We start from the raw sequence: 26,802 nt of genomic DNA, 5'->3' as shown, positions 1-26,802 counted from the left end.
AAGATTATCTATAAATCAAGAGAAACACCGCCATTTTGGTTATTCGTATGGCGGTGTTCTTATTCTACTACACATTCTTTGCCAAATAAGCGGCATAATGGATAGCGTTTCGGGCTACATCCAATTCTAAATTAAAAATGACTGGGGGACCGGGACGCCAATTCACTTCAAACAGCCACAATTTTCTTTTTTCATCAATGCCGACATCAATCCCTAATTCATCAAAAGAACTGTGGTCATATAAAGAATCGAAGTGGACAGGGAAATTTACGGCGAACCATTCCAGCTCCCGCTTAATATCATACCAGGAATCATTAAACTCGGCCTTTAGAAAATCATCTAAAAAAGCGGTATAGCCGCCACTGCCCATATTTGACGTAATGGTTCCCAATTTGCCTATCCGTGGATAGATAGAGGTAATCACCCATTTTCCTTCTCCATTCTTTTGTACATGCAATCTGAAATCGTATACATGGCCGGTCTTTATTTGGCAAGAAATAAATGGCTGGATGATATAGACTTGCTCCTGTATTTTCGAGTGGACAAGCTTCATCAGTTCTTCTTTAGTATTCATGACAATATGACCTTGGTTATTCACTCTATAACGGTCTTTTCCATGAACTTCAATAAAGATAATTCCGTTGCCCTGATGGCCAGACACTGGTTTAATAATGATCTTTGAATATTGCTCAATCATGTCCATCCATCTAATATCAGTCGTTAAATGATAAGTAGGAATAAGAAAAGAGGCAAAGTCTTTTCCTCGCTCAAGTCGCTTATGCACAGACCATTTATTTCCAATGGAGAGGCTTGTAAATGGAATAGTGTAAGATAACTCATCAACTACCCTCGCAGCTTTATCGTTCATAGGAGAGCTCGAATTAATCACTACATCCGGATAAGGAAATTCCTTATCAACCCAATGGCCATTCTTATAGACTTTTCCTTGTATTCTCTTTCTCTCTACATCTACTTTTCCGGGAGTAAAGTAAAAAAAATCAATGCCTTCCGCTTTAGCCACAACGGCATAAGCATAGGCTCTCCTGACCTTTTCAGGATCTTTCCGATGATGAAGCATTCCGACTAAGACCATTTTTCATTTCATCCCCCCTCCTATCAACTCACCAAAAAATTGCCTATTTTGTCAGTGATGCAGAACCAATTTTCCTATTTTTTATATCCTGTTTATATAAGCACAAAAATGAAGCCTTAATGAAAACCTATGATAGCAGGAAGAGGAATATAACAAATGAGAACTCTTATTTTTATTGGAAGCAATAAGTCCGGATCAAGCAGAGAAGCCATTAAAGCTGCAGAAAGATTGGGATTTTTTAATGTATTATTAACGGACAGGGAACAGTTTTTGCAGCAAAGGCTTGAATTTCCAGATGTTCATCGGATGATCTTAACAAAGTTGGACGATCACGATCAATTAGTAGAGAACATTAAAGAAATACAAAATCAAGGAAAACAAATAGTAGCTATTTTAAGCTTTATCGACCCTTTTGTTCAGGTGGCAGCGGCTTTGACAGAAGAGTTTTGCACGAGCGTTGTTTCTTCTGAACCAATTCGAATGATGGAAGATAAAGTCCTAACCCGGGAACTTCTTAAAGACCATCCCGTATCCCCGTATTTTGCGCGGTATACAACCGATCAATACTTAAGTGACTTTCTCAATGAACAACAGAAACCGTTCCCCCTTATTGTGAAATCACCTACATCCACAGGGTCAAAAGACGTTTTATTGGCAAGGAATAAGAAACAATTAAGAGAGTCTATTAAAAAATTAATAAAAAAAGGCAACGAGGAAATTTTAGTAGAAGAATATTTAGAGGGTCCTCAATATTTAATTGAAGCTCTAGTGCATGATGGAAAATTGCATATTGTGGCTGTGATTGAACAAGAGATTACTTATTTTAAACGGTTTATTGTTACTGGCTACTGCGTGTTAGCTGACATGGAAGAGTCATTTTACAATCATGTGTTTAGAACAGTAAGCTCCGTTTTGGACAGTCTTGGGATGAAGAATGGGGCCTGTCATCTAGAAATGAGGTTAGTCAAAAACGAATGGAAATTAATTGAGATTAACCCTCGAATATCAGGCGGGGCCATGAACCGGATGATTGAGGTAGCTTACGGAATTAACCTGGTTGAAGAAACGATTAAATTATTTGTAGGACAGGAACCGGATTTGGAGAGAAAACATGCCCAATTTGTTTATACTCATTATCTAACTGTTGATTCTAAAGGAGAATTGTTAAAAGTAACGGGAAAGAAGCGTTGCTTGCGAGTTCCGGGGGTAGAAGAAGTGTTTATCAAGCCTAAAAAAGGGAAGATGCTGCAGCCTCCTTTATCAATGGGAGACCGTTATGGGTATGTGATCACCTCTTCAGATACAAAAGAGGAAGCCATAAGAATAGCCGAGGAGGCTGCCAAGGAAATAAGGTTCCATCTTAAATAAATCGATCTCTTTTTGAGGAGGCACCGGTCATTTTATTTTATAGAGAGAGAAATCAGCTGTGCCGTTTGAAAATCAAACGAATGGCACGGCTTTTTTGCTGACATTTATATCCCTTTCTGTGAGCAGCGGCTGGATGATGGAGAGCTTGAAAGGAGATTTGTCAGCTATCGCCCGTAAAAAATATATATGTAAACCTTATTAATTTTAGGTTGACTTTTATTTTTCTATCTAATAAACTGACAGTGTTTTTAGTTTACTAGATAAGGAGAATAAGGAGGAATTTACATGAAGACCCGAGAAATAACCTATGTAGCCTTATTTGTAGCCGTAATGGCGGTACTTGGAATGGTTCCGCCCATTATGCTATCGTTTACTCCCGTACCAATCGTATTGCAAACATTAGGCGTTATTCTCGCTGGGGAGTATTAGGCGCTCGACTTGGGTTTATGAGTCAGGTTACTTTCCTATTGCTTGTAGCTGCCGGCTTGCCGCTTTTATCCGGTGGACGCGGGGCATTGGAGTATTCATCGGGCCAAGCGCCGGTTACTTATTCAGCTATCCAATTGTAGCAGCTTTGCTTGGTTTTTTACTTTCTCGCTTTCAAGCATGGACGTTACGAAAGATTTTGCTCATCAATTTAACTATCGGTGTGTTTACCCTTTATTTATTTGGTATACCTGTTCAAGCTTTCGTTATGGATTTGTCGCTTATTCACACGATTAAAATTAGTCTCGTTTATATCCCGGGAGATTTAATCAAAGCTACAGCCGCTTCTTATTTAGTCTATAAGCTAAGAAAGTCGACAGCAGTTGCCAAACAGTTTGTTAAAGCAGGATAAGCCGCTTTTTGATTTAGAAAGGAAGAATCATTATGGCATCTATTACTTCTATTTATTCCGAGCATGTTCATCGCCATCCTGATCAACTGGCGGTGAAAACACCGGATCGGGAGGTGAGCTGGAGGGAATGGCATCAGCTCGTTCTTCAAACAGCCGGCTGGCTCCATTCAAAAGAGCAGGAAAACAAGACGGTGGGCATTTTTATGAGTAACGGACTGCCGTTTTTACAATTATTTGCCGGATCGGCGGCAGCAGGATGGACAGCTGTCCCGTTAGATCCGAAATGGAGCAGAGATGAACTGGACAAGCGGCTTCGTGTTTGTTCTCCGTCTTTGATTGTGACAACAGAGAGTTTATCTAAAAAGATTGATTTTATTGATACCGCCATTTTCAGTTGGGAGAGCATTTCAAATGAAATTGAACAAATACAGGAACGATCTCAGAGAGAGATAGCTGGTCATACTCCTTTTTATATGGGGTTTACTTCCGGTTCTACAGGAGCACCAAAAGCGTTTGTTCGTTCGCAGCAATCCTGGCTTGCCAGTTTTAAATGCAACAGGCACGATTTTGGATTGAAAGAAAATGAATACACGCTCGTGCCAGGTGCCCTGATCCATTCCCATTTTCTTTACGGAGCGATCAGTACGTTATTTCTAGGCGGCACCGTTTATTTATTAGAAAAGTTTTCGCCGTCTGCTACCTTGCAGGTCATTCAAAATTATCGGATTACGGCTGTTTATCTTGTACCTACAATGATCGAGGCCCTGTTAAGACAGGACCAGATTGTGAGGCAGCCGCTGACTTTTATTTCGTCTGGTGCTAAATGGGAAAAAGATTCTAAAAGCAAAATACGGAGGATGTTTCCGCAACTGAAGATGTTCGAATTTTACGGGGCTGGCGAGTTAAGCTTTGTGACCGTCTTATCCAATGAGGAAAATAGCGAGAGGCCTGATTCGGTTGGCAAGCCCTGTTATAGCGTGGCTATTCAAATTCGCAAAGAAAGCGGGGAAGTAGCTGCTCCTTATGAAACCGGGAAGATATACGTGAAAAGCGAGCTGGTTTGCGACGGGTATGTAACTACAACCGGAGTGCAGCGATTGCAGGACTCACAAGGCTGGAGCACCGTCGATGATATGGGCTACTGTGATGAGGAAGGGTTTCTTTACATAAAAGGACGGGAGAAAAACATGATACTCTATGGAGGCATTAATGTGTTTCCCGAGGAGATTGAAGCGGTGTTATCTTTGCATCCGGAAGTTGAACTGGCAGCTGTTGTCGGGCTGAAGGATCCTTATTGGGGAGAAGTCGTTGCTGCCGTGATTAAAGGCCGTGCGACTAAGCAGCCATTAAAAAGACTTTGCAAGGAACAGTTAGCTTCTTATAAGATCCCGCGAAAATGGTTTTTTATGGAGGATATACCAATGACAGCAGGCGGAAAAATTGCCCGGGCAAAGTTAAAGGAAGAATTGGAAAAAGGAGTGTCTTCCCATTTATAAAGCAGTGATCGTAAATGCTAAACGCACACCGGTTGGAAAAAAGAATGGAATATTTCAATCATGGCAGCCTCATGAACTGGCCGCACCTCTGCTTCAATATCTTGGAAGAGGAATAGAAGCTGAGGTAAACGATGTGATTTTAGGAAACATCGTGGGGCCGGGTGGAAATATTGCCCGTTTGGCTGGTCTGCAGGCTGGTCTGCCGCTTTCTGTGCCGGGCCTGACGATTGACCGTCAATGCAGTGCCGGGCTTGAAGCTATCCGGATGGCCGCCTATTTCATCCAAGGTGGAGCAGGAAAGATCTATTTAGCCGGTGGAACAGAAAGTACAAGCACCACTCCGTTTCCATCCCGTGCCCGTTTTGCACCTGACCATATAGGCGATCCTGACATGGGAGTAGCTGCTGAATATGTAGCTCAGGATTATGTTATTTCTCGAGAAGAACAAGATGAGTGGACAAAAATTAGCTATGAGCGAAGCTGGACAGCTTTTGAACAGGGGATTTACACAGAGGAGATGATCCCAGCTAGTTCCTTGAAAGCTGATGAGGAATTTTGCAAAAAGCGGGATATTGCGAAGCTTGCCAAAAGAGCAAAGGCAGTCTTTCAAAGAGAAGACGGCACAGTGACGGCTGTAAATAGCTGTGGCATCCACGATGGAGCCAGCGTGGTGCTCATTATGGAAGAGCAAGAGGCACTTGTCCGGCAATTCCGGCCGGTGCTGCGGTTTGTTGACAGCGAGGTAGCCGCTGTTCATCCTCATCATCCTGGCATCGCGCCCGTACCAGCTATTCGGCAATTGCTTGCTCGTAATCATTTAAGGATGGATGATATCGATTTAGTTGAAATTAATGAGGCCTTTGCTGTTAAAATAGCAGCCTGTGCTCGAGAACTCGATATCCCTGCCGACAAATTGAATGTCCGAGGAGGAGCTCTTGCTCTAGGACACCCGTATGCAGCTTCCGGCGCTATTTTAGTCACGCGGCTGTTTTATGAAATGCAAAGAAGACCTGAAGCGCGTTATGCACTCGCCGCTTTAGGGAGCGGCGGCGGTGTGGGAACCGCTGTTTTGTTTGAAAAAGTGGAGTGTTAGGCTAGTCAATAGAAGAATCTGGAGAATAACATTCAGAATGGGCTAATAAAATATAGTGGCGGATAAAAGAGCGCACCAATTGACCCGATGAAAAACTAATTGACAATGATTATCATTTTCTTTAAAATGAAAGTATCATTTTGAAGAACGGAGCGAATAAACAAATGATGAACATGCTGCATGGACTAAAAGACATTCATACAGTGATTTCGAACAAGCGTAAAATTGGCGGAGTGGCAGAAGCGAGTATGATTCAGTTGGTGTCGGGGGAAGTGTACGTTCATCCAGTATTCACGAATGTTGATCTTTCAAAAGGGCAGTACGTTTCCCTCTGTTTTATCGATGAAGATGGCATGAACATTATGACGCATGTTGATCAAATAGCGGTGATCAAAGGGTTGCAGCATAAGTTGATTTGTCAGATGGAAAATAGCTACGTAAAGCAAATGCTGCTGCAGGATACGGTACAATATTTACGCAAGCTATGTGAAATTAACGAGGGATTTGTCACGCATACATTTAAAAAAGAAGCATTGCAGCTTGTTCGCGATATTAGCGTCAAAGAACTGAAAAAACACGATGTCTGCTTGCCATTTTCTGTGGAAGACAAACTTGTCCATTTAAATGACAGACTACATGCTTAATAACAAGAAGCTGTCCCGGCCATAGGCGCGGGACAGCTTTTTTAATAGATGACTGCTTGGCAGGCTAACCGATATCCTTCTGTTAAAGACTGTTTTAGCTTCTTTTGTTCCTGTTCATTTGGCAGTGACAGCAAGGAGGCCCCCTCTATCACTTTCACTGTGCAGACGCCGCACGTACCTTTTCGGCATTTAAATTGAAGAGCCTGATTTTGCTTCAATGCTGCTTCTAACAAATTGCCTTTGAAACGCTTCACATGAAAGGTTTGTCCATTTTGCAGCAGACGAATGCTGGTTTTTAATTGCTTTTTCGGAGGCTGCTGCGTTTGCCATGCGACCGTGACCGGTTCGGCAGTCTGCTGATTTGGAATAAGGGAGCCGACAGTAAATTTACGGTTATTCATCGTTACGCAGCCCTTTATTCTTTCGGATCGATTAGAGTGCAAATTGCAGCCGGCCGTTTAATGCGCAGTACGACGGTTTCATATACGCGGAATGGATGATTCATTCCTTCTTCTCCTAAATAAGCCGTTTCAAAGTCTTCGGATACAGCCAAATCCAAATTGTTGCGGCCTGTATTAACAAGAACGCCTGTTTTGCCTTTTAACACAGGGGATTGGAATACACCGTCCGTAATCAGTTCGCGAACATGTTCAATCTCCAGCACATTCGTGTCTTTATGTACACGGTGCAAAAGAGAATATAATTCAGGTGATAACACGAGTGCGTACGGACCATTATGATTCATTTCCAAAAGCTTATTTCGAGCGTCGACGATATCTTGGAAGGCACTCCCGGACTCATACCAGTTCCCCATTAAATGTGTCAGCCGGCCTTTTACATTCATTAAGCCGGGGATATCAAATTCTTTGGAACCATGAAAAATCATTTGGTCTTCTAAGATAGCAACATCGCGGGCAGCATTAGCAGCAGCTGAAAAGTCAATCGGAATGTCTAAAACTTTTGCTTGTTCTAAATCACGCCAGTACAAGACAAAATCTTTATATAGCATTGGAATCGTATAGTTGACGCGCTTACTAGACTCAATATCCGTATCGAAAGAGCCCTGAAAGTCCATTTTAGCTTCATGATTCTCAACAAAAATATCATTAAAGACGCTTTGAATGCCTCTTCCCAGCGGTCCATACAGTTCAATAAAGCGGCGGCCGACAAGCTGTCTGCGTGCAGCTTCAATGACCGTTTGATCGAGCTGGGCAAAGTCTTGATCTGTTAACGGAGAATCCGGGTATAGTTGCGATTTATTCATGTTTTTTCCTCCTCTTTTTAGCGGGGCCTATTGGATTAAGCTGCCAACAGTAAAACCTTTTCGTTTTTGGGCTTGTGGTTTTTGAGTCGAAGCATCAGGAACAACAGCTAAGTGATCATGCTTCTCGTCATGATGAGCATGCGGGTCTTCATAATCATGGTCAAAACGCTTGTTAATTTCGGCTAATTTTTCTTTCACGTATTGATACCCTTCGTAAGCATCCACTCTGAGCTGCTTTAATAAGGTCTGTCGTTCTTCATCTGTGAAGGCAAAGAGGGCAAGATCGACGTGCTCAATAAAATTGTGTAAGCCGAATTTTTCAAGATTTAACTCCTGCAGCAAGCGATTAAATGTGTTGTTACTAGGAGAAAAAGCATTATCATTTTGTTCAGTTTGAAATCTGCTGATGAGTGGAATCAGTACATCAAGCCGGGACAGCCGCTGCTCTTCCTCTTCGTAAATATGGTGATAATACAAACGTTCATGGTCATCCTTAGCATGTTCAATGACTGGATCAAGCATATCCATAAAGCGCTCGATGGCTTCTTTCGTCGTCGTGAAAATTTGGTAAAACGAGGCTAATTCTTCCTTCACGATTGGCACCTCCGATTATAGAATAATTTACAGAATAGACAGGTTATTTTTGGTTTACTACGGAGCTTCTAGCTGTTTGAAAGAGCTGGCCGTTTCATATATCGCTTGCCCTATGATCCAATAAAAGTAGCCGTTCTTGTGAAACTCAATTCTGTGTTCATTATAGCGTATTTTCAGACAAAGAGAATAGCGAAAATCACCAGTATTCGACTGTTTATCCATATTATTCCCCAAAAGTAACTAATTTTATGGAATGAGTTTCTATGCGTGGAGTTGTTTTTCTTTTATTTGTTGATAAGAAGACAGATTAATGAAATAATTTTGAAATAGATGCCGTTTCAAGCAGAGTGCTGTGAGGGATGGAATATTATGGGGGGATGCAAGTGAAACCGATTTTGCTGGATTTTCCAAGTGAGCTTTACTCCAAACGGCTCTTCATTAGAATGCCAAAGCCGGGAGATGGAAAAGTGGTGCATGAAGCAATAAACGCTTCGAGGGAGGAGCTGCAAGCCTGGCTGCCGTTTGCTAAGCACAAACAAAGCTTAGATGAAACGGAGGCTAATGTAAGAGAGGCTCATGCTGAATTTTTAACACGTAAGGATTTGCGCTTTCACATTTTTAATAAAGAAACGGGAGAATTTATCGGCTCAACAGGCTTGCATCGCATGAACTGGAGCGTGCCAAAATTTGAAATCGGTTATTGGATTGATACACGTCAAAGCGGTAACGGCTATATCACGGAAGCGGTTGACGCGCTCACGGATTTTGCCTTTGACGTGTTACAGGCACGCCGGGTGGAGATTCGCTGCGATGAAAAAAATAGCAAGAGCCGGGCGATCCCTGAAAAGCTTGGCTTTCATTTAGAAGGCACTTTGCGTCATGACGACGTATCGGTCGACGGGAAAGAACTGAGGAACACGTGTATTTATTCAAAAATCAAATGAGCAGCGGGACTGCATAATGCTCAGGCAGGCGGGCAAAATAAAGAGCAGCATAAACGAAAGGAGCCCGTGAAAATGAGTGTATACGAACGTTTTCCTGTTGCGGACCTGAACGAAAACCATTTGCAAAAAGTGCAGTCGCTGGAAAAGGAATTAAGGCAGGAAATTGGAGAGAATATTGTATTGATTGCTTATGACGAGGAAGAGGGACAGGAAAATAAATAACAGAAAAAATATTCTTCTTTTTGACAGTTCAATTTCCTTTAAAGGATAAAATGGTTTCGAAACTTGTGAATAAAGAAAGAAACAGCCGTTAGATAAACTAAACGGCTGTTTTTATTTTGTGTTTGATTTGAGCAGAGTGAATAGTCTTCCCTAGATGCTAAAGAAAGAGTAAATAGATTTTATGGTGTTGGCAATCCGCCGCCACCGCCACCGCCTAGAAGACCTCCGCCGGGAGGGGTTGGAAATTGAATTGTTGTAGGAGTAGTTGTTGTTTCACAGCGATGCGGATTTACATCTTGCAAGCAGTCAAAGTTATGATGATTTGATTTTGCGATAAGCGGGCGAGTAACAGTGAGTGTTGTACGCAGAATGATCTTGAATAAAATACCTTCTACAAGAGTTACACCAGTAATTCCAACGACTGGTACGCCTGGTTGAACGAAAATGCCTTCTACTTCAAGTGGAGTTTCTGTCAATGTATCTCCAGGACAAGCACCAGGACAATCTGTATGCTCTTGGAATGGGAGAGAAGTTGTAAGAGTAACAGGGGCAGCAACTCCTGCAATCGTTACCGTAATAGTTGCAGGGATAACCCCAATGTTAACAACTTTGTCTCTAATGACGCTCGCGTTCATTGTCACGCCAGCTAGATTAGGCACAACATCTACAGCAACAAGATCTTCAAGAGCACCTAAACCAGCAAACACAGTAATAGGAAGTACGACTTCAGCTACTTTTTGTACAGTCTTCGTGCACACCACTGAGTTAACCAATACACAGTCGCTGTTTAAGTGGACGGGTTTATTAATCGACTTGAAATGACAGTTGCAATGCGAATGCTTATGTCCACAGGAATCGCAGGAAGAACCTGAGTCATTCCAGTCATCGTGCTTACGATCACATCCCCTCCAATCGTCTTGTTTAACAACAGGCTTACAACGTTTACCAGAAGAGCCCCATTGGTTACCAAATGCCATACGAATACAATCCTTTCCTATAATTTTATTTTTGTAGGCAAATTCAGATGAGATCAATAAAGCATTTAAGACCGTGGAAGGTGTATTGTGAATCTGCTTACATGATATCCTATGAGAAGAGGGAAATAATGGTTTGGACAATTGCACATCTTCATAAAAGATAGGTGAACCATTTTTTCTTACTCAATTTTCAATAAGAGTTCCCGGAAACTTTTTTCTAAGATGAAAAAGCAGCGGGCGACAGGAATCTTCTGCCGGTAAGAAATAATAATCATATAGATGCTTGAATGAGGATGGCAATCAATATCTATTTGAGAAGGCGCAGCTTTTGCGGTGGGATGGGTATGATAAATGGCAATGGGCTTTTCACCATTGCCATTTATTTCATCTAATACAGCAGATACCGTTTGGGCACTAACAAAATAGCTGTTCCTCGCTCTTTTTTCATTTTGAAGCTTCCATAAGGTGCTGACCTGTTTTTCCCGGCCGGATAGAATTCCACACGCTTCATAAGGGAGTTCTTCAAGCCCATGCTGCACCATCTCGTTATAGACAGAGAGAGGGATATTTAATGCATCGTTTTTCATGTGATTTTATCCCATACAAGTTGAAATAGAGATTTTCTTCTTGTCTTACTCGGGTCTTCCTGTTTGTGTCTCACAGTTGACGGACCGGCCTCTGCCTGTTCCGCTTTCATTATTTGCTTATTCGTTTTACTGGCTTCCGTTTGCTCCGCTTTGACCATCTGTTTATTTGCTTTGCTGGCCTCTGTTTGCGCCACTTTGACCATCTGTTTATTCGCTTTGCTGGCGTCTGTTTGTTCTGCTTTGGCCGTTGGCTTACTCGCTTTAGTGGCGTCTGTTTGTTCTGCTTTGGCCGTTGGCTTACTCGCTTTAGTGGCGTCTGTTTGTTCTGCTTTGGCCGTTGGTTTACTCACTTTAGTGGCTTCCATTTGTTCCGCTTTGATCGTTGGTTTATTCGCTTTAGTGGCTTCTTCCTGTTTCAGTTTGATCATTTGTTTGGTTGCTTCATTGTTTTCTGTCTGTTGCGGTTTGCTTGTTTGCTTGCTTATCTCTTGGTTTTCTGTTGCCTTCCCAGCGATTGGATCCAAAGCGGGTTCCTTATCCAGTGTAGGGGCTTTTCTTTCATAGGTTGAAACGATTCGATAGGTTCTGGAAGGCCGCTCTGAATCTAAATGCTCTAAAGCAGCTGAGCTGGCTTCATTATATTTGGCATCTACGGGCTGTGTTTCTTTCTTGTTTTGTTCAGAGCTCTCAAGCTTTTTCTTAGCTGTTGTCTCTTTTCCGGCGGAAAAGTCAGCCTGAAGCTCTAAATGAGAACTACTTTTAGATGGGCCTAATGGTTCGCTTTTAACGGTAGCGAAGTTAGGTGTGTCGGCTGTAGGAACTGGGGAAGGATTTGGTTTTTGGATGGTTCGCTTGTTATTAGTAGGTGTTCTCTCATTTGATGGCGCAGGCGTGCTGATGTCATCAGAATCACTTTCAGATTTCTCGCTGCTTTTGACTTTTGGCAAAGGAGCGGATGAGTTTGCTTGAATAGGAGGGAGGTTAATAACATAAGGTCCCTTGCCGCTCCAATGGTTGGTTTCCTTGTTGTATAATTGATTTTCATGAGTGCTTCCACTCTTTTTAGAATCTAGCCCTAGTTTGTTAACATTCATTAGATTTCTTTGAAATTGTTCCACCTCGCCGCGGTATTTATTTGCTTTATTTCCTATGACAGGTTGCATAACGGAGGCTCCTTGTAAATCTCGGAAGGTGACGGATTTAGATGACGGATTGTTAGAATGATCTTCCTCCAGGAAACCATCTTTTTGTTTTTCTGGTATACTCGTTTTCAACTCTTTTATTTGTTCTTGTAAATTCAATATTAATTCTTTTTGTTCCAATAAAACTTGGATGAAACTTTCTTGGGTAACATCCTGGGCCTGGGCGGGTTTTTCGCTTGTTTGCTGTGCATAGGATGAAATCGTTGGCTGCTCAATGTTCCCGCTTTGTTTAAGCATCTCTATATTTTGATTTACTTCATTCATGTGTACTATTGGTTCCTCCTTTTTTGGTGAATCTTTCTCATGCATAGCTGCTTCTCTCAAAATTTGCTCCTGCATGAGGGTGTTTTCTAATAAGTGTTTGTTGAAGAATAAATAATCTTTAAGATAAGTTTTAAAGAGAAAAGCGTACGGATTGCCTCCGAGATCGATGTGTCCCTTCGATTTCTGCTTTGTCAGCAGGGAAGGGTCTGACTGATCATTCTCCTTTTTATCTGTATTCTCGCTGTTTATCAGCTCCTGTTTTTCTTTGGCTTCAGGGTTGCCGAGGGCTTCTTCATACTCCTTTTCGAGTTTGAGAAAGGATTCTTTAAGTTCGGAACGTTCTTTTTCTAATTTTTCTTTTGTTTTTTCTATCTCGTCTTTCATCCGCTTGATTTCTGCGTGCTCTTCTCGCAAGAAAGCATGCTGAGCTTTTTCTTTAGTTAATTTAGAAGAAAGGTCCTCCAGTTCATTTTTCAAAGCTTCAGCTTTCCTGTTTTGCTTAGATAGCTGGCTGGCCATTTGCTCGTTATCTGTCAGCAAATTCATTTTTTCCAACTTTACCTTGTTAAGGGTGTTTAAAGTTTTTTCTAATTTTTCATAAGGAATATAATTTTCCCGTATATGCTGTAATTCTATCTCCAGCTGTTCTTTTTCATTTAGAATTTCTTCATATAGTTTTTCCTTCTCGGTAAAATCGCTCTGCCATTTTTGAATTTGTTCGCTTAATAAATTGGCTTTATGAGATGTATTGTGTAATTGAAGGGAAAGCTGTTCATTTTGCTGTCTTTCCTCTGCTAGTAACTTCTTTTCTCTCGCTTCTTGCGTTTTCAGCTGGGAAGAAATCATCTCCAACTGCTCTTTATAGGTTTTTGCCTCTATACTTTGTGCGGCCAGCTGATTGGTGATCCGTTGATTCTCAGTTAACAGTTTTTCTTTTTCTTGATTGGCTTTATCAAGAGCGTTTGAAATATCCTCCAGCTCTTCGTAGGGGATGTATTTCTCACGCATATATTCTAGTTCTAATTCCAGATTCTCTTTCTCTTTACGTATTTCATCATATAGTTCTTCTTTTTCTTCTTGTGCCTTCAGCTTGAAAGAAAGCCTCTCCATCTGCTCTTTGTATGTTTTGGTTTCCTTGTCTTGTTCAGCTAGCTGATGAGTCATCCGCTTATTTTCAGCTAACAGGGCTTCTTTCTCTTGCTTTGTCTGATCAAGAGAGTTTAGGGTGTCTGTCAGTTTTTCATAAGGAACATATTCTTCGCGTATATGCTGCAGCTCGACCGCGAGCCGTTCTTTCTCTTTGCATATGTCCCTATATTGTTCCTCTTTTTGAGCGAAATCGGTCTGCCATTTTTGAATCTGCTCATTTAACAAACTTGCTTCATTATATGCGCTGCTTAATTGAAGAGAAAGCTGTTCTCTTCTTTCTGTCTCTTGTGCCAGCAGTTCTTCCTTCTCGACGTTTCTTTCCTCTAACTTTTGGTATTTATCCATTAAATCAATGTATTCCTGCTCTAAATCATTCTCTTTGTAGCTTTGAATCATTTTTTATACGTATTAATTTGATGATGTAAGTGCTGGATATAATCTTCATATACATTATCAGACATACAGCGTCCACCTCCTGCAAGCATAAATATAGGTTATCTTATGAAAGGGCGGATGTACTTGTGCCTGTATAGCAATAGCTGTAACAACAGCTCGTTTTTATAGGCAAGAGCCTCATTGAAAGTAAACGATAAGATTAACCAGTAGCATAGTTAGACTTTTTACATATCTTATTATTGTGTTAGAAAATCCATAAAAAGGAGTAGATGAAATGCAAAGCCAAAATTTACAGGGGGCTCAAGAGCTTTTATGTATTAACGCAGAAAAAGTATATGATTGGGTCATACTTCAGAATACAGTAAATCAAACTGTAGCTGCCGGAGCTCTTGGTTTGCCGCCAGGATTTAATCCATGTGATCCTACGGTGACTAACTTGACTACAAGATGCTTTTTAGTGGATGAGAATGGCGATCCTCTTCCGGTAAATGCAGAGGTCCCAGTGGAGGAAATTGGTGAAAGAGAAGACAGAACTTTCGTAATCGATGGGGCACTTGTTACACTGCAAAGAGTAACATTTGTAAAGCCGTTATGCATAAGAGTGGAGATTAGCGGTGTGGCAGGGACATCTCCTTTTGTAGGACTCTCTGATCCTATTTCAATTGATGTACCAGAATCCATCTTCTTATGTGCACCTGAAGGAACACGGCTCGTTGTCCGTCTCACAGATGTAGAGTGCAACGTGAGAGTCAACTGCACAGGCACTGAATTTGATAGCATCGATATTGCATTAAGCCTTTGCCAAAGCATTCAAACAGTTGCGGATGTGACTTTAGAGATAGAAGCAGACTTCTGTGAACCGCGCGATATCCTCGTTGAACAATGCCCTGCGCCGGTTATTCCGCCTCAATGCCCGGTTTTATTTCCAGGTCTTGCAGGCGAATAGAATGAATGCTGCCGCATAGTATTAAAGAGAGGATACAATTCCTCTCTTTAATACTTTAAGCGGGTGATATCAATGACAAATAAATTGCTAGCAGAGCTGGCTCAGTCGATCAGCCAACTGGAGTCAGAAGCGAAGGAATTTTTGGAAGAAATAAATACAAGTATAACTTCGGAGAAAAGCAAACTGCCGGATAAGGTAAGTTGCTTTTTTACTCATTCTTTTCTTCTGAATAAAGATCTCAAGGATAACCAAATAATGATAGGCAGCTTTTCAGTGAAAAATAACAGTCGTCATGTGATCACGTCTCCTATTGTTTTAATTAAGGTGAAAAGTGACCAGGCAATCGATTTTTCAGGGAAATTTACGCGTGCTAAGCAGATAGAGAAGCATCAGAAGTTTGGCTGGGAACGGATAGAAAGGGAGGAGGAAGAGGACGGAGAAACAAGCTATTGGTTAAAACCGATCTATACAGACAAAATTCTTCCTGGAGAAGTGCTTGCTTTTAAAAACTTTCAAATCGGCTTTTCTCTTTTAAAACCCAATAATATCTTAATAGAAGGCTTCGTTTATTGTGCAGAACAAACATCTGGTGTGTCATCTTTAAATACTATTAATATTAATTGCTGAAGGAGATACCAAATGATTTCATCTAAAAATAAGGATATAAACGAGTTGATTGAGAAGCTTGTGACAAAAAAGTTGGAAGAGCATCTGAAAAAAAGAGAAGAGGATTCAACAGACAATAAAGCTGATACAATTGTAAATGTAGATAACAGCAGTTTGCTATTTGTTATCTTATATATGATTCTGTCAAAAGACAATGATAGCTATAGTGTAGCAGACACTGAGGTGGAAAAATTAATCAAACAAGTGGAAAACATAAGGAAGCACAATAACAAAATTTACGAGAAAATACTGGACACTTTAAATAATAATTTAATTAATTGACAAAAGCCAACTATTTAACATAGCTAGTTACAGCAATGCACTGCATTTTATTCTGCGATGAAAAGCAGAAAAATAATTTTTTATATCTTTGAATAGAAATAGGTAATACTTGAAGCAAGAGTTTATTCCTCCTTGTCATCATCTATAGTAGACTTTCGACCTACCATACTCTAACAGAAAACGGATTTTTAGTACTAGGATAATTGTTTAATGTTTTTCTCCTCTCTCTCATAGCTTAATAAAGAAAGGGGAGAGGAATGTGCCAAAAGATCATGACAAAGAAAATAAGAATCAAGAAGAAAAGGAACAAAAACACGATCGGCAGCATGACAGAAATGGAGATCAAGACCGAGGTAGAGACCGAGACCGAGGAAGAAACAGACTGGAGGATTTAGAAGATGCTATTAGGGACCTCCAGAGGCAGGTAGAGCGTTTACAAAGAGAAATTGAGCAGTTAGAAAGAGAAAATGCTCGCCAGCAAAGACAAATTGACCGGCTTGAAAATGAGGTGGACCGCCTTAGCAACAAGTGCAAGTAACAATTGTTTAACGAAGTGCATTCATTTAGGATGGTGAATCAATAGTAAGCAGCGGGGGAATTCCCCCAGCTGCTTTTTTGCCATTTTATTTAGCAATGACTTTGTGCATTTATAACATAGAGACAAACACATAATTTAAAAAGCTGGTTCACTGCCTAGCTCGTATTTTATAGAACGGAATATAGATAAAAGTAAGAGAAAAAGGAGGGGCTTTGTAGGCGAATTTATTTTAATGAAAAGGAAGAATTAATGATGAGTTTGGAAATAGCAATTCCGGTATTTGTCTTTTTCATAACGATGTTAGTTATATTTTGGAGGCCTGGAGGGATGAATGAAGCATGGCCAGCTTCCATTGGTGCGGTGATCATTTTACTGACGGGGACGGTGTCCCGGGAAGATGTCACAGACATCATTCATAAGATTGGCGGCGCCTCTATCGCCATCATTGCTACAATTGTTATGGCTGTAATATTAGAAAGCTTCGGCTTCTTTCACTGGGCAGCTGCAAAACTTGCAAGTTTAGCTAAAGGCTCAGGTTATCGGTTATACTGGTATATTCAGCTTCTATGTTTTTTAATGACCCTTTTATTTAACAACGATGGAAGTATTTTGATTACCACTCCAATTTTAATATTGCTCTTAAAAAATCTTCGTTTAAAACCTCATCAGCAGATTCCTTATCTATTGAGCGGAGCGCTTATTGCCACAGCTTCAAGTGCACCGATCGGCGTAAGCAATATTGTGAATTTAATAGCTTTGAAAATCGTAGATATGTCACTTTATATGCATACAGCTATGATGTTTGTTCCAGCTACTCTAGGATTATTGTTTATGTCTTGGCTGATGTTTATATTGCTCAGGAAAAAGCTCCCAAAAAAATTACCGAATTCTTTGTATGATATAGAAGAAGTCTTTTTTGAAAAAAATTTTCACCCTTTAAAAACCACCCTTTCATTTGAGACCAAACATAAACGTACAAAATTTATGATGAAACTGTTGTTGTTTGTCTTTGTCATTCGCTGTCTCTTATTCGCTGCCTCTTATTTTTCTATTCCGATTGAAATAGTCGCCGTACTCGGTTCAGTCATCCTGTTGTTGTGGAGATGGTATCACTTGCGTACGACACCGTTCGATATCTTGAAGAAAACTCCATGGCACATTCTGATATTTGCTTTCTCGATGTATGTAATTATATATGGATTGCACAACGCTGGTTTAACAGCAATGCTTGTGAAAATCTGTGAGCCTGTTGTCAATGAAGGACTGTTTTATTCGACTTTCATTATGGGAGGGATCGTATCCATTTTATCTAACCTCTTTAATAACCATCCTGCTTTGATGATCGGAACCATTACTTTAACAGAAATGGGGCTCGACCCAATTACTTTAAAAACCATTTATCTCGCTAACATAATTGGAAGTGACATAGGATCATTATTATTGCCTATCGGAACTCTCGCTTCTCTTATTTGGATGCATCTCTTAAAAGAAAATAAAATTAAAATTCAATGGAAGGATTATCTGAGTGTCTCACTAATCGTTATCCCGTTAACAACGATCGTCACCTTGTTTTTATTATTTTACTGGGTGCATATAGTCTTCTTTTAGTAGCCCTTCATTCTTTAGTTTGTTTATATGACAATCGGCTTTGAAGGGGTGTGATTCATCGTTTCTAAGACCAAGAGAAAAAAGCAGAAAGCTCAATCTCTTTCCACCTTTAATCGAAAGCAGCGAAATCCCTTATGTGCAGGTTATTGTTTTAATATGATGGATATTTACGTGAATCTGTTTTTCTTTTACTGTTAGCAAACTGATAAAGTGATCTTCCTTATGAAGGAGTTTGCCGCTGATGCTTTTTTTGTCTCCAATATTGCAAGTAGCAAATGTACCTATCATATCTTCTAGCTGGTTATCAAAGGTTGTGGCAAAAGGTTTAGCAGTAGAAGCCAGCGGAGATACGGAGCTGTTAAACCCGTAAGGACGAGAGGCCGCTGGATAAGGAGTAAGTCGTTTGATGTGTTGAAATGGAATGAGCATGGTTTGATAAATGGGAGAGGAAAATACGATATAGTCATCCAGTATATTGGTAATATGGCCATGAAGCGGCTGAGCCGCTGTTACATCTATTTCAACAAACGTCCCTTTTGCTGCTAACAATATTTTTTCTAATGACAGCATTTCAGTAACTGCAAGTGTTGGTATTGCATCAGGCTGTGCCAATGTACTTGCTTCTTTGTTTGACAAGAGCTCTATTTCACGAATGTGAAAAAAAGGAATATAAAAAAACTCATCTTGTTTAAAGAGAACAAGCATATCAGCGCCCCAATCAACAAGCGTGCCTGACAATTCTGTTTTCCCAAGAAGCTCCAAAGTAATTGGCTCTCCGACATAGTGTTTGATGAATTTCTCCATACAAAGCCCTCCTCAAGTGCTTAAAAGCTATACAGTCCTAAAGGTATAAAGAGTCAGCCAATAAATCTCTTTTCCAGGAAAATTTTCATTTTATCTTAGGTTTTCTCGTGCTAACCGTTTCTTTTTCAAATTCATATAATTTTTTTCTGCCTGCTTCATGAGTGAGTAATATTGAGATTCGAGTACCTTGTCTCTTTCTTCTGGGGTTAGGATAGGCTTTATATGAACGCGGCTCTCCTTTCCAGCAGGCAATAATGTTGTTTGCTTGCCTATTTGTTGTTCTTCTGTAGGTGATGATTTCATTTCTCTTCTATTTATTTTTAACTTTTTCTTGCTTCCTTTTTTCTGAAGAAACGCTTCTTTGAATGAGAAGATATCGTTGAATCGTTGTTAAGTATTTTATTATTTTCAGTCCGCTCATTTTTCTCTTCGTATTCATGAGAGGCAGATAAAGATCCGCTGCCAGTGGATGGACGTGATTGGCGTTTCTGATCAAAAAGATTGTAGTCTATCGGTTCGGCTGTCTTTTCAACGATTGGATGATCATCTTGTTGTGTTTTTTCTAAAGAATTATTTTCATTATAAGTCATCTGTTTTTCAACAGGTCTTTCTTTATTTTTTGCTTGTTGTATATCTTGCCGGCTTGTTAATAGAAACTCCGCATCTTCGTGAAGTTGTAGTTGTGTGTCACTCTCGCTAGGCAACGAGAGATTAGAATGTGTCTCGGAATCCGCCAGTTGATTTTCAATTGTTTTTTCTTCATGAAATTGTGACTGCATTTCACTTTCATTAGGCAGGGAAGGACTAGAATGTGTCTCGGAATCCGCCAGTTGATTTTCAAGTATTTTTTCTTCATGGAATTGTGGCTGTGTTCCACTTTCATTAGGCAGGGAAGGACTAGAATGTGTCTCGGGATTCGTCAGTTGATTTTCATATGGTTTCTCTTCGTGAAATTCCTGCTGAATATTATTTACATACTCGGTTTGGTTTGGGGAGGCTGCTTCCTTCTCATTTAAATCATTAGCGGCGGTTGAATCGGAATCTTCGTAGAAGCCCGGAAAAATATTGGAAATGTAAGAAGTTTGCATAATAATCTTTTCTTCAGAGCTAATCAAAATGATGTGATCTTCAAAGACTTTACTTAAGTATCCTCTGACAAGTTGATCGTTATGGCAATTAATGGTGATCCATTTATACTTACAATGCTCTAAAATTTCTTGTAGCTTTTCCGCGTTTAAATAATCGTCCTGTATCGGTTTTTTATCCAAGTGTTTTGTGTTTTTTGAAATAGATTTAATCTGATTAAGATGGTAATAAAAATATTCTCCTTTTTTGTTTTGTAGCACAAGGTAATCTTTTTTTACATTCACCAAGCTTCCTTTAACTAACGTCCCGTCACTAGAAAAAATCCCTATAGAATAGCCTATAAGTGATTTAAGTGTATCGGAAAAATAAGGGCTCGACATTTCTAACCCTCCTCGCAGGTTATTAACTTTTTTCAATAGCAAGGACCACTTTGAATGAATGGAAGCTTGTAAAAAATCCATGTCCACCTACACTTATTCAAAAGTGGTTCCTTTGCAGTTAGGCTTGAAAATCATTAAGGAGGACTACTCGCTTTGCTCCTGTGATTGTTTATCCTTATTTTGATCTTCATTTTTATTTTTATCTTCGTTTTTGTTTTTATCTTTATTTTCTTTTTCTTTTTCTTTTTCTTTTTCTTTTTCTTTATTTTCTTTGCCCGGTTCTTCTATTCTTAGATCATAACTAATATTGCGGATATGAAACATAGCTACACGAATAACTTCTTCATGAAAGACGACAGTGATGTAATCGTCATTAATATCATCCAATACCCCTTGATATTTCTCATGTCCTCCACGATTAATCGTTACCCAGTGATATTTTAAGCCTTGCAATATATCTTTAAAATTTTTGCCTTGTATATAAGAAAAATCTTCAGGAATAACAAAATCTACATCTATGCCTTTTCTAGTGTTGTCCGTCAAACTCTTCACATGATGGCCTTTATAATAAAGAACGCCGTCTTCTTTTGTAAGTAATACAAAGTAATCTTCTTCCACTGCCATCAGCATGCCAATTCTGGAATCATGGCCGCCGCGGTTTACTTTCACAGCTTTCCCCACTAAAGAACTTAATATTTCTCTGTTCATTTCTGCTCTTCTCCTCCTATTTGAAAAGTTCTCTTTATATATATGTTTTGCAAGAATAGAAGGTGCGGCAGCATTTACCTTTTACAGCAGTTCTTCTTAGAAACTAAAAGAACATGCACAAAATATCTTACGACAAAAATAAACAATCATTGCTTTTCCGTTCGTTTGAGATGACCCGTTTCTCTCTTCGTTTAGCTTGGTATTTAAGTTTCTAAAGCGATAAAGATGGCAGACTCCGGTCCGATGCTTTCTAATAATTGAACATTAGTATTTAAGCAGGTGAAAAGTTGCTGAAAGGACCGTTTAAAAGTGTGCAGGCTCTGTTGTGATTTTGAAAAAGATGAAAACCTGTGTAACTGCAAGGCGGAAAGCGCAATGAAATATAAATGCTGAGTGGATAGTAGAGGGTGGGGAAAATATAACAAGATAACGAATCGAGAGATACGTAAACGATGAAAGCGAAAGTATAGAGCAAATTTATTTAAATTTCATTGGTATTCATCCAATCCGGCTTACACAAAGAAACATATATATAAGATACCTTCTATTGAAAGAGGTGAGGATTATGTCATATGGAAACTTTCATGGATCTGCCCGAAAGGCTAAAAAATCAGGCTGTGGCTGCGGTTGGAATAATTATTCACCCAAAAATGCCACATCTAAAAATCAAAAAGGAAAGAAAGTAATAAAAGCTTATCCGAAAAAATAATTATGAATGAGTGTAACAGCTATATAATCTTCTCTTAAGCTAGCCAGACTTTTATGGGGATTAATTAGAGCATTCTGCATTATCTTATTATTCATTTTGTTCAGTGTGCTCATGATCCCCAAAATCTAACTTTTTATACATACATAGCATTCATGAGTGTATGGTCTCTATGCTCATATGTACGACCCGGACGGCAAGCGGCAATAAACATTTAAAACGGTTCCTGGTAGGGAGGAAGAAGGCTGCCGAGGGTTTCCCGGCAGTCTAGATGCCCGATTGCTGCCGGGTTAATACATAGTTCAAACCAGCGTGTGCTGTATTGAAAATGGGGATATGAATATGCAGCTCACCAATGGACATAGCTAACTCAGGGGTAATGCCAACGATAATACACTGCGTTCCAATTAAGTTTAGACAATCGTTTAATTTTTGTATGTGTTCCCTGATTTCCTCTCCGTGACTATACAAACCACTTAAATCAATTAAAGCAAATTGGATATCGTGAGCGGCGCATTCCTTTAGGACAGAATTGAGAAGCCAGTCTGCCCGGACAGCATCAATTTCCCCGATAAGAGGGAGAGCAATGGTTTTTTCCCATATTTTTAAAATGGGAACAGATAGTGCCTGGATCAGCTTTTCGTTTCTTTCTTCTTCTTCCGCCTTCGTTGTTACATCCATAAGGATAACCACATATCCGGTTATTTCGTCAGTATCATTTTTAATAGCAGTAATGATAATGTCCGCAACATAGCGGTCGCGAATGGTAATACGGGCTCTATGGCTTTCTGTCATCTTTTCCATCATCTCCCGTTGAGTTTCTGGACGGGTGTGAAATACATCCATTTTTTTTCCGATCATCTTTTCCGCATCTGATAAACCATACAAAGGCGCTATGGTGGATAGCAGACTAGCTGCTTTCTTATTCATCCAGCATATTGTGTAATCGGTGTCAGCGATGATGAGGTTTTCTCCCAAACTATCCAAAGCGTGAAGAAGGGAAATATTGATTGGTATTTGACCAATTGCATTCATAAGTATCCACCTTTCCTGCAAGTTGTTGCCTTATTATAGCATATCCCATTTATTTCAAGAGTGTATGAGCAGATGACCCTATTTTTAAAAAGGACGGACACATCTCACGGATGGGCAGCATAAGGTAAAGGGCAGAAGCAAATAAAGGGGGCCATGATTGTGCATTTCCAAAACTACAATTTTGAAGATGAACCGTTTATTGAACAAGAGGAATTGACCGATATGGAACTGGAGGAAGAAAGACAGCAATCATATCATATGCAGCCGTATCCGCCATACCCATCGTATCAGCCGTATCCATATTATCCACAACCGTATCCTTATGCGTATCAATACCCATATTATCCATATCCAAGACCTCGTCCACGTCCAAGACCAAGACCGATGAGTTATTATCCGTATTATCCACAGCCATACCCGTACTATTCAGGAGGATGGGATCAATAAATTTTAGAAGAAGCTGCCATATTACTTAGGCAGCTTTTCTCCATGCAACAAGGTTTTATATAATGGCCCCTCGGCTTATAGATGCCAATTGGCTGTTAGAGGGGACGGGGCTTCTTACATAAAGGAAGTGAACAAACTTCTATGCTTAGAATGGCTACTTATACAGCAGGACCTTTAACTGCTCGTTTTGATCAATTGTGGCTAATAGCACCTCATTGACTGCTACGCACTGGTCTTTTTTTAGCTTCGTTTCAAGCCAGTTTGGATCTTTCCCTATTTTTTTCAGCTCCGAGTGATCAATTTTCCCATCTTTAACAACGGCATGAGGAAAAGAAAAAGGTAACGGATGCAACTGCATGTCTGATCGGGTGACCGGTTGGTACTTTGGATCTAAAAATACAGAAATATTGCCATCTGGCTCCCATAAGGCAAGTGCTACCTTTTGTATATCGGTAATCTTTTCCTTTCGTAACTGGGATAGTAAAAAGTCCAAGGATATTTTTGATTTAGATAAATTTTTATAAATAATCTTCCCATTATTAATAAGAGCAAAAGGAGCCGGATCAAGCCAATTTCTTAGCTTATGCCATTTTAAAGTTAAGAAGACACCGACTGTATACAGAATGACTAAAACACTAATCGTAATCATTGAGCCTTTCATCCCTAAATGTTCATCAGAAAGAGGGTGGGCAATAATGTTGCCGAGCAACAAAGCCATAATAAAATCAAGCATTCTTAATTGGGCAATGGAGTGTCGCCCCATCAGTTTAGCAACAAGTAATAAAAAGAAAAAAGCAACCACTGCCCGTAATATCCATTGAACAGATGTTAAGGATTCCTGGGAATGAAAGAAGTCCATTATATACTCACATCCTTCGTAAAAAGAAGATTCATTTGCTTGTCATATGAAAGAAGTGACCCAAAATAATTTTGGATCACTTCACTTTTTTATTTCAGTCCTGCTTCCAATGTCTGCAGCATATGCTGTTTTTCCTGTTCATCGGCATTCTGCCAGAACACTTCGAACAGGACGCCAAGACCTGGCAGCATTTTCTCTTCATTGCGCTGAATAGCATCGACAATGGTATGTTCCAGCTGCTCTTGAGAACTTCCTGATACATTGGCTAATACGGCGTTGCGTAAGTTAAAATTCATGTAGATCGCTCCTTTTCAAAGTGATCTTTTCTATTTTCACCTGTCTGCCCATTCATTATGCGGAAGAATTAAGCTATAATGAAGCGGCGAAAACAGGAAAAGGAGTGAACGGCGTGAAATTTATCCAATCCATGAAAAATCCACAGGTAAAACAGTGGAAAAAGCTATTAACGAAGAAAGAACGTGAAAGAACGGGACAATATATGGTCGAAGGCTTTCATTTAGTTGAAGAGGCACTGAATCACAAAGAGGAAGTGATTGAATTAATTGTCTCAGAAGAAGCCGTACTGCCGGCAAACTGGAGTGTAGACGGCTTAGAGATAACGATGGTCACGCCTGAAATAGCCAAGACTCTTTCTGATACAGAATCAGGACAAGGCGTATTTGCTATTTGTCACAAACAGGAGCTGTCAAAAACGCTTCAGGGACGCACATATTTACTCATTGATGCCGTTCAGGACCCAGGCAATATCGGTACAATGATTCGGACAGCAGATGCAGTCGGATTGGATGGCATCATTCTCGGAATGGGCTGTGCCGATCCATATAATTCGAAAGTGCTCCGCTCGGCGCAAGGAAGCCATTTTCACTTGCCGATCGTTCAGATGCCGTTGCTTGAAGCGATTCAGCAGTTAAAGGAACAAGGAATTCGGATGTTTGGTACATCGCTCCATCGGGCATCTGACTATCGAGAAGCACAAGTGAATAATTCCTTTGCCTTGCTCGTTGGCAATGAGGGGAGTGGGGTGGAAGAGGCCTTACTGAAGGAGACAGATAGCAACGTGTATATTCCGATTTATGGGAAGAGCGAATCGCTTAATGTAGCCGTTGCTGCGGGCATCTTACTGTATCATTTTAAACATTCTTTGAAAAACGTTTGAATTTTCTATGAGCGTTGACTATAATAACGGTAATTACATAATAAAAAAGGCAATGACAGAGAAGAGTAACTCATTAAATTTCTTTCAGGGAGAAAGTGCCGCGGACTGGAAGCACTTTTATGAAATGGTGAGTGAAGTTCACCTCTCGAGCCGGCATCAGGACCGCTTGCTGCGTAAAGGTGCTCCGGTGAAGAACCGTTACCTCAATGAAGTGAACATGCTTGGCATGTTAAAAAGGGTGGTACCGCGACCAAAGCCTCGTCCCTTTCCGGGAGACGGGGCTTTTTTTATTGGTTAAAAACATGAAAATAAGGAACTTTTCCCAAAGAGCTGGCAAACAGTCAACCTTAGGGCACTTGTTCTACAAAATAAAGGAGGACTTTCAAGTGGAGCAGCAATTAAAAGAGTTACAAATTGAAGCACTCGCAAAGGTGGAAGCAGCAGAAGAGCTCAAGCAGCTGAATGACATCCGGGTCGCTTACTTAGGAAAGAAGGGGCCAATTACAGAAGTGTTAAAAGGCATGGGGAAACTATCGGCGGAAGAACGCCCGAAAATGGGGGCCCTTGCGAATGAAGTACGTGCTGCTGTAGCGTCAGCTATTGAAGGCAAACAGTCTGATTTGGAGCAAAAAGCCATTCAGGAACAGCTGGAAAAAGAAACCATCGACATCTCACTTCCGGGCCGTCCAGTAAAAACAGGCAATGTTCATCCGCTCACAAAAGTTGTGGAAGAAATTGAAGATTTATTTATCAGCATGGGATATTCCATTGCTGAAGGGCCGGAAGTAGAAACGGATTATTACAACTTTGAAGCCTTGAACTTGCCAAAAGGACATCCAGCACGTGATATGCAGGATTCTTTCTACATCACTGAAGATATCTTGCTGCGTACGCATACTTCCCCTGTGCAGGCACGTACGATGGAGAAGCATGAAGGCAAAGGTCCAGTGAAAATTATTTGTCCAGGCAAAGTATATCGCCGTGACAATGATGATGCGACACATTCCCATCAATTTACACAAATTGAAGGGCTGGCTGTCGATGAAAACATCAGCATGGGGGACTTAAAAGGAACGCTTGAAGTATTTGCCAAAAAATTGTTCGGTGAAGACCGGGAAATCCGCTTACGTCCGAGCTTCTTTCCATTTACAGAGCCGTCTGTTGAAGTGGACGTCAGCTGCATGTGTGGCGGGAAAGGCTGCCGGATTTGTAAAGGAACCGGCTGGATTGAGATTTTAGGTGCGGGTATGGTACATCCGAATGTATTAGAGATGGCTGGCTTTGATTCGAAAAAGTATACCGGATTTGCATTTGGAATGGGGCCTGACCGAATTGCTATGCTGAAATATGGAATTGATGATATCCGTCATTTTTACACAAATGATGTTCGTTTCTTAAAGCAATTTGCAGAACATGAATAACTGGAGGG

28 protein-coding genes, 1 pseudogene and 1 other annotated feature are annotated in these 26,802 nt (G+C 40.3%); of the genes and pseudogenes, 15 read left to right on the top strand and 14 right to left on the bottom strand.

Annotated features, from left to right (window positions below; translation table 11 throughout):
* Window positions 1-67: 67 nt before the first annotated feature.
* The gene (locus tag CJ483_RS07430; RefSeq protein WP_120033617.1) at window positions 68-1,093 is read right to left on the bottom strand and encodes a YheC/YheD family endospore coat-associated protein; all 1,026 of its coding nucleotides are present in this window, start codon (window positions 1,091-1,093) and stop codon (window positions 68-70) included.
* A gap of 156 nt (window positions 1,094-1,249) precedes the next feature.
* Between CJ483_RS07430 and CJ483_RS07425 the strand changes: the two genes are divergently transcribed.
* From CJ483_RS07425 to CJ483_RS07405, 6 genes and pseudogenes are all read left to right on the top strand, one after another.
* Complete coding sequence (locus tag CJ483_RS07425; protein WP_120033615.1) at window positions 1,250-2,461, top strand: ATP-grasp domain-containing protein; 1,212 nt, start codon at window positions 1,250-1,252, stop codon at window positions 2,459-2,461.
* A gap of 58 nt (window positions 2,462-2,519) precedes the next feature.
* Complete coding sequence (locus tag CJ483_RS24445; RefSeq protein ID WP_182916991.1) at window positions 2,520-2,663, top strand: hypothetical protein; 144 nt, start codon at window positions 2,520-2,522, stop codon at window positions 2,661-2,663.
* A gap of 83 nt (window positions 2,664-2,746) precedes the next feature.
* Window positions 2,747-3,299: pseudogene (locus CJ483_RS07420) on the top strand (biotin transporter BioY).
* Window positions 3,300-3,331: 32 nt separating this feature from the next.
* Window positions 3,332-4,795 carry an AMP-binding protein gene (locus CJ483_RS07415; protein WP_120033613.1) on the top strand — a complete coding sequence of 488 codons (1,464 nt, stop codon included), beginning with the start codon at window positions 3,332-3,334 and terminating at the stop codon, window positions 4,793-4,795.
* Window positions 4,796-4,799: 4 nt separating this feature from the next.
* Window positions 4,800-5,888, top strand: coding sequence for an acetyl-CoA C-acyltransferase (locus tag CJ483_RS07410; protein WP_120033611.1), 1,089 nt, complete (start codon window positions 4,800-4,802; stop codon window positions 5,886-5,888).
* 164 nt (window positions 5,889-6,052) lie between these two features.
* Window positions 6,053-6,532 carry a hypothetical protein gene (locus CJ483_RS07405; protein WP_120033608.1) on the top strand — a complete coding sequence of 160 codons (480 nt, stop codon included), beginning with the start codon at window positions 6,053-6,055 and terminating at the stop codon, window positions 6,530-6,532.
* 41 nt (window positions 6,533-6,573) lie between these two features.
* Here CJ483_RS07405 and CJ483_RS07400 read toward each other — a convergent pair whose 3' ends face one another.
* From CJ483_RS07400 to CJ483_RS07390, 3 genes are read right to left on the bottom strand one after another with little or no spacing between them, the layout of a single operon-like run.
* Window positions 6,574-6,933 (bottom strand): 2Fe-2S iron-sulfur cluster-binding protein, encoded by a 360-nt coding sequence (locus CJ483_RS07400; RefSeq protein WP_120033606.1) that lies wholly within the window; start codon window positions 6,931-6,933, stop codon window positions 6,574-6,576.
* Window positions 6,934-6,947: 14 nt separating this feature from the next.
* Window positions 6,948-7,796, bottom strand: a complete 849-nt coding sequence (locus tag CJ483_RS07395; RefSeq protein ID WP_120033604.1) for a family 1 encapsulin nanocompartment shell protein — start codon at window positions 7,794-7,796, stop codon at window positions 6,948-6,950.
* A 27-nt stretch (window positions 7,797-7,823) separates the two neighbouring features.
* The gene (locus CJ483_RS07390) at window positions 7,824-8,390 is read right to left on the bottom strand and encodes an IMEF encapsulin system ferritin-like cargo protein (RefSeq protein WP_120033602.1); all 567 of its coding nucleotides are present in this window, start codon (window positions 8,388-8,390) and stop codon (window positions 7,824-7,826) included.
* Window positions 8,391-8,773: 383 nt separating this feature from the next.
* Here CJ483_RS07390 and CJ483_RS07385 point away from each other — a divergent pair, with 383 nt between their 5' ends.
* Both CJ483_RS07385 and CJ483_RS24440 read left to right on the top strand, forming a co-directional pair.
* The gene (locus CJ483_RS07385) at window positions 8,774-9,334 is read left to right on the top strand and encodes a GNAT family N-acetyltransferase (RefSeq protein WP_120033600.1); all 561 of its coding nucleotides are present in this window, start codon (window positions 8,774-8,776) and stop codon (window positions 9,332-9,334) included.
* A 72-nt stretch (window positions 9,335-9,406) separates the two neighbouring features.
* Complete coding sequence (locus CJ483_RS24440; protein WP_182916990.1) at window positions 9,407-9,556, top strand: hypothetical protein; 150 nt, start codon at window positions 9,407-9,409, stop codon at window positions 9,554-9,556.
* Between the two features lie 179 nt (window positions 9,557-9,735).
* On the opposite strand, the gene CJ483_RS07380 is transcribed toward CJ483_RS24440, so the two are convergent.
* From CJ483_RS07380 to CJ483_RS07370, 3 genes are all read right to left on the bottom strand, one after another.
* On the bottom strand, window positions 9,736-10,533 hold the full coding sequence (locus tag CJ483_RS07380) for a hypothetical protein (protein WP_142927216.1): 798 nt from the start codon (window positions 10,531-10,533) through the stop codon (window positions 9,736-9,738).
* A 179-nt stretch (window positions 10,534-10,712) separates the two neighbouring features.
* Window positions 10,713-11,120, bottom strand: coding sequence for a M67 family metallopeptidase (locus CJ483_RS07375; protein ID WP_120033596.1), 408 nt, complete (start codon window positions 11,118-11,120; stop codon window positions 10,713-10,715).
* Window positions 11,117-14,080, bottom strand: a complete 2,964-nt coding sequence (locus CJ483_RS07370; protein WP_120033594.1) for a hypothetical protein — start codon at window positions 14,078-14,080, stop codon at window positions 11,117-11,119. The genes CJ483_RS07375 and CJ483_RS07370 overlap by 4 nt, the downstream gene beginning before the upstream one ends.
* Before the next feature lie 325 nt (window positions 14,081-14,405).
* Between CJ483_RS07370 and CJ483_RS07365 the strand changes: the two genes are divergently transcribed.
* The 5 genes from CJ483_RS07365 (at window position 14,406) to CJ483_RS07345 (ending at window position 18,171) form a co-directional block, all read left to right on the top strand.
* On the top strand, window positions 14,406-15,077 hold the full coding sequence (locus CJ483_RS07365; RefSeq protein WP_120033592.1) for a BMQ_0737 family morphogenetic spore coat protein: 672 nt from the start codon (window positions 14,406-14,408) through the stop codon (window positions 15,075-15,077).
* 72 nt (window positions 15,078-15,149) lie between these two features.
* Entirely contained in the window at window positions 15,150-15,704 is a 555-nt protein-coding gene (locus tag CJ483_RS07360) for a hypothetical protein (RefSeq protein ID WP_120033590.1), read from the top strand.
* 12 nt (window positions 15,705-15,716) lie between these two features.
* Window positions 15,717-16,025: a hypothetical protein gene (locus tag CJ483_RS07355; RefSeq protein WP_120033588.1), complete on the top strand. Its 309-nt coding sequence runs from the start codon at window positions 15,717-15,719 to the stop codon at window positions 16,023-16,025.
* 259 nt (window positions 16,026-16,284) lie between these two features.
* Complete coding sequence (locus CJ483_RS07350; protein WP_120033586.1) at window positions 16,285-16,563, top strand: MbeD/MobD family mobilization/exclusion family protein; 279 nt, start codon at window positions 16,285-16,287, stop codon at window positions 16,561-16,563.
* Window positions 16,564-16,815: 252 nt separating this feature from the next.
* Entirely contained in the window at window positions 16,816-18,171 is a 1,356-nt protein-coding gene (locus CJ483_RS07345) for an arsenic transporter (protein ID WP_120033584.1), read from the top strand.
* A 132-nt stretch (window positions 18,172-18,303) separates the two neighbouring features.
* On the opposite strand, the gene CJ483_RS07340 is transcribed toward CJ483_RS07345, so the two are convergent.
* The 7 genes from CJ483_RS07340 to sspI all read right to left on the bottom strand — a co-directional run bounded on the left by CJ483_RS07340 (window position 18,304) and on the right by sspI (window position 24,492).
* A complete protein-coding gene (locus tag CJ483_RS07340) occupies window positions 18,304-18,975 on the bottom strand; it encodes a DUF2642 domain-containing protein (RefSeq protein ID WP_120033582.1) in 672 nt (223 codons plus the stop codon).
* Window positions 18,976-19,295: 320 nt separating this feature from the next.
* Window positions 19,296-20,522 (bottom strand): DUF2642 domain-containing protein, encoded by a 1,227-nt coding sequence (locus CJ483_RS07330; protein WP_120033578.1) that lies wholly within the window; start codon window positions 20,520-20,522, stop codon window positions 19,296-19,298.
* 63 nt (window positions 20,523-20,585) lie between these two features.
* Window positions 20,586-21,149, bottom strand: coding sequence for a hypothetical protein (locus CJ483_RS07325; protein ID WP_182916989.1), 564 nt, complete (start codon window positions 21,147-21,149; stop codon window positions 20,586-20,588).
* Between the two features lie 973 nt (window positions 21,150-22,122).
* Window positions 22,123-22,890 carry a PAS domain-containing protein gene (locus CJ483_RS07320; protein ID WP_120033576.1) on the bottom strand — a complete coding sequence of 256 codons (768 nt, stop codon included), beginning with the start codon at window positions 22,888-22,890 and terminating at the stop codon, window positions 22,123-22,125.
* 196 nt (window positions 22,891-23,086) lie between these two features.
* Window positions 23,087-23,239 (bottom strand): hypothetical protein, encoded by a 153-nt coding sequence (locus CJ483_RS24435; protein WP_182916988.1) that lies wholly within the window; start codon window positions 23,237-23,239, stop codon window positions 23,087-23,089.
* Window positions 23,240-23,491: 252 nt separating this feature from the next.
* A complete protein-coding gene (locus CJ483_RS07310; RefSeq protein WP_120033574.1) occupies window positions 23,492-24,196 on the bottom strand; it encodes a YetF domain-containing protein in 705 nt (234 codons plus the stop codon).
* Window positions 24,197-24,285: 89 nt separating this feature from the next.
* A complete protein-coding gene (gene sspI / locus CJ483_RS07305) occupies window positions 24,286-24,492 on the bottom strand; it encodes a small acid-soluble spore protein SspI (protein WP_120033571.1) in 207 nt (68 codons plus the stop codon).
* A gap of 113 nt (window positions 24,493-24,605) precedes the next feature.
* Here sspI and CJ483_RS07300 point away from each other — a divergent pair, with 113 nt between their 5' ends.
* Together CJ483_RS07300 and pheS are read left to right on the top strand one after the other, a co-directional pair.
* Window positions 24,606-25,373 carry a TrmH family RNA methyltransferase gene (locus CJ483_RS07300; protein WP_120033569.1) on the top strand — a complete coding sequence of 256 codons (768 nt, stop codon included), beginning with the start codon at window positions 24,606-24,608 and terminating at the stop codon, window positions 25,371-25,373.
* A gap of 43 nt (window positions 25,374-25,416) precedes the next feature.
* Window positions 25,417-25,642 (top strand) — a binding site (T-box leader).
* A gap of 117 nt (window positions 25,643-25,759) precedes the next feature.
* The gene (pheS, locus tag CJ483_RS07290) at window positions 25,760-26,794 is read left to right on the top strand and encodes a phenylalanine--tRNA ligase subunit alpha (RefSeq protein WP_120033565.1); all 1,035 of its coding nucleotides are present in this window, start codon (window positions 25,760-25,762) and stop codon (window positions 26,792-26,794) included.
* The last annotated feature ends 8 nt before the right edge of the window (window positions 26,795-26,802 follow it).

The sequence above is a fragment of the Bacillus sp. PK3_68 genome (assembly GCF_003600835.1).
GTDB lineage: Bacteria > Bacillota > Bacilli > Bacillales > Domibacillaceae > Pseudobacillus.
Note: the sequence above shows the minus strand (reverse complement) of the source record. Positions and strands in the feature narration are given on the sequence as shown.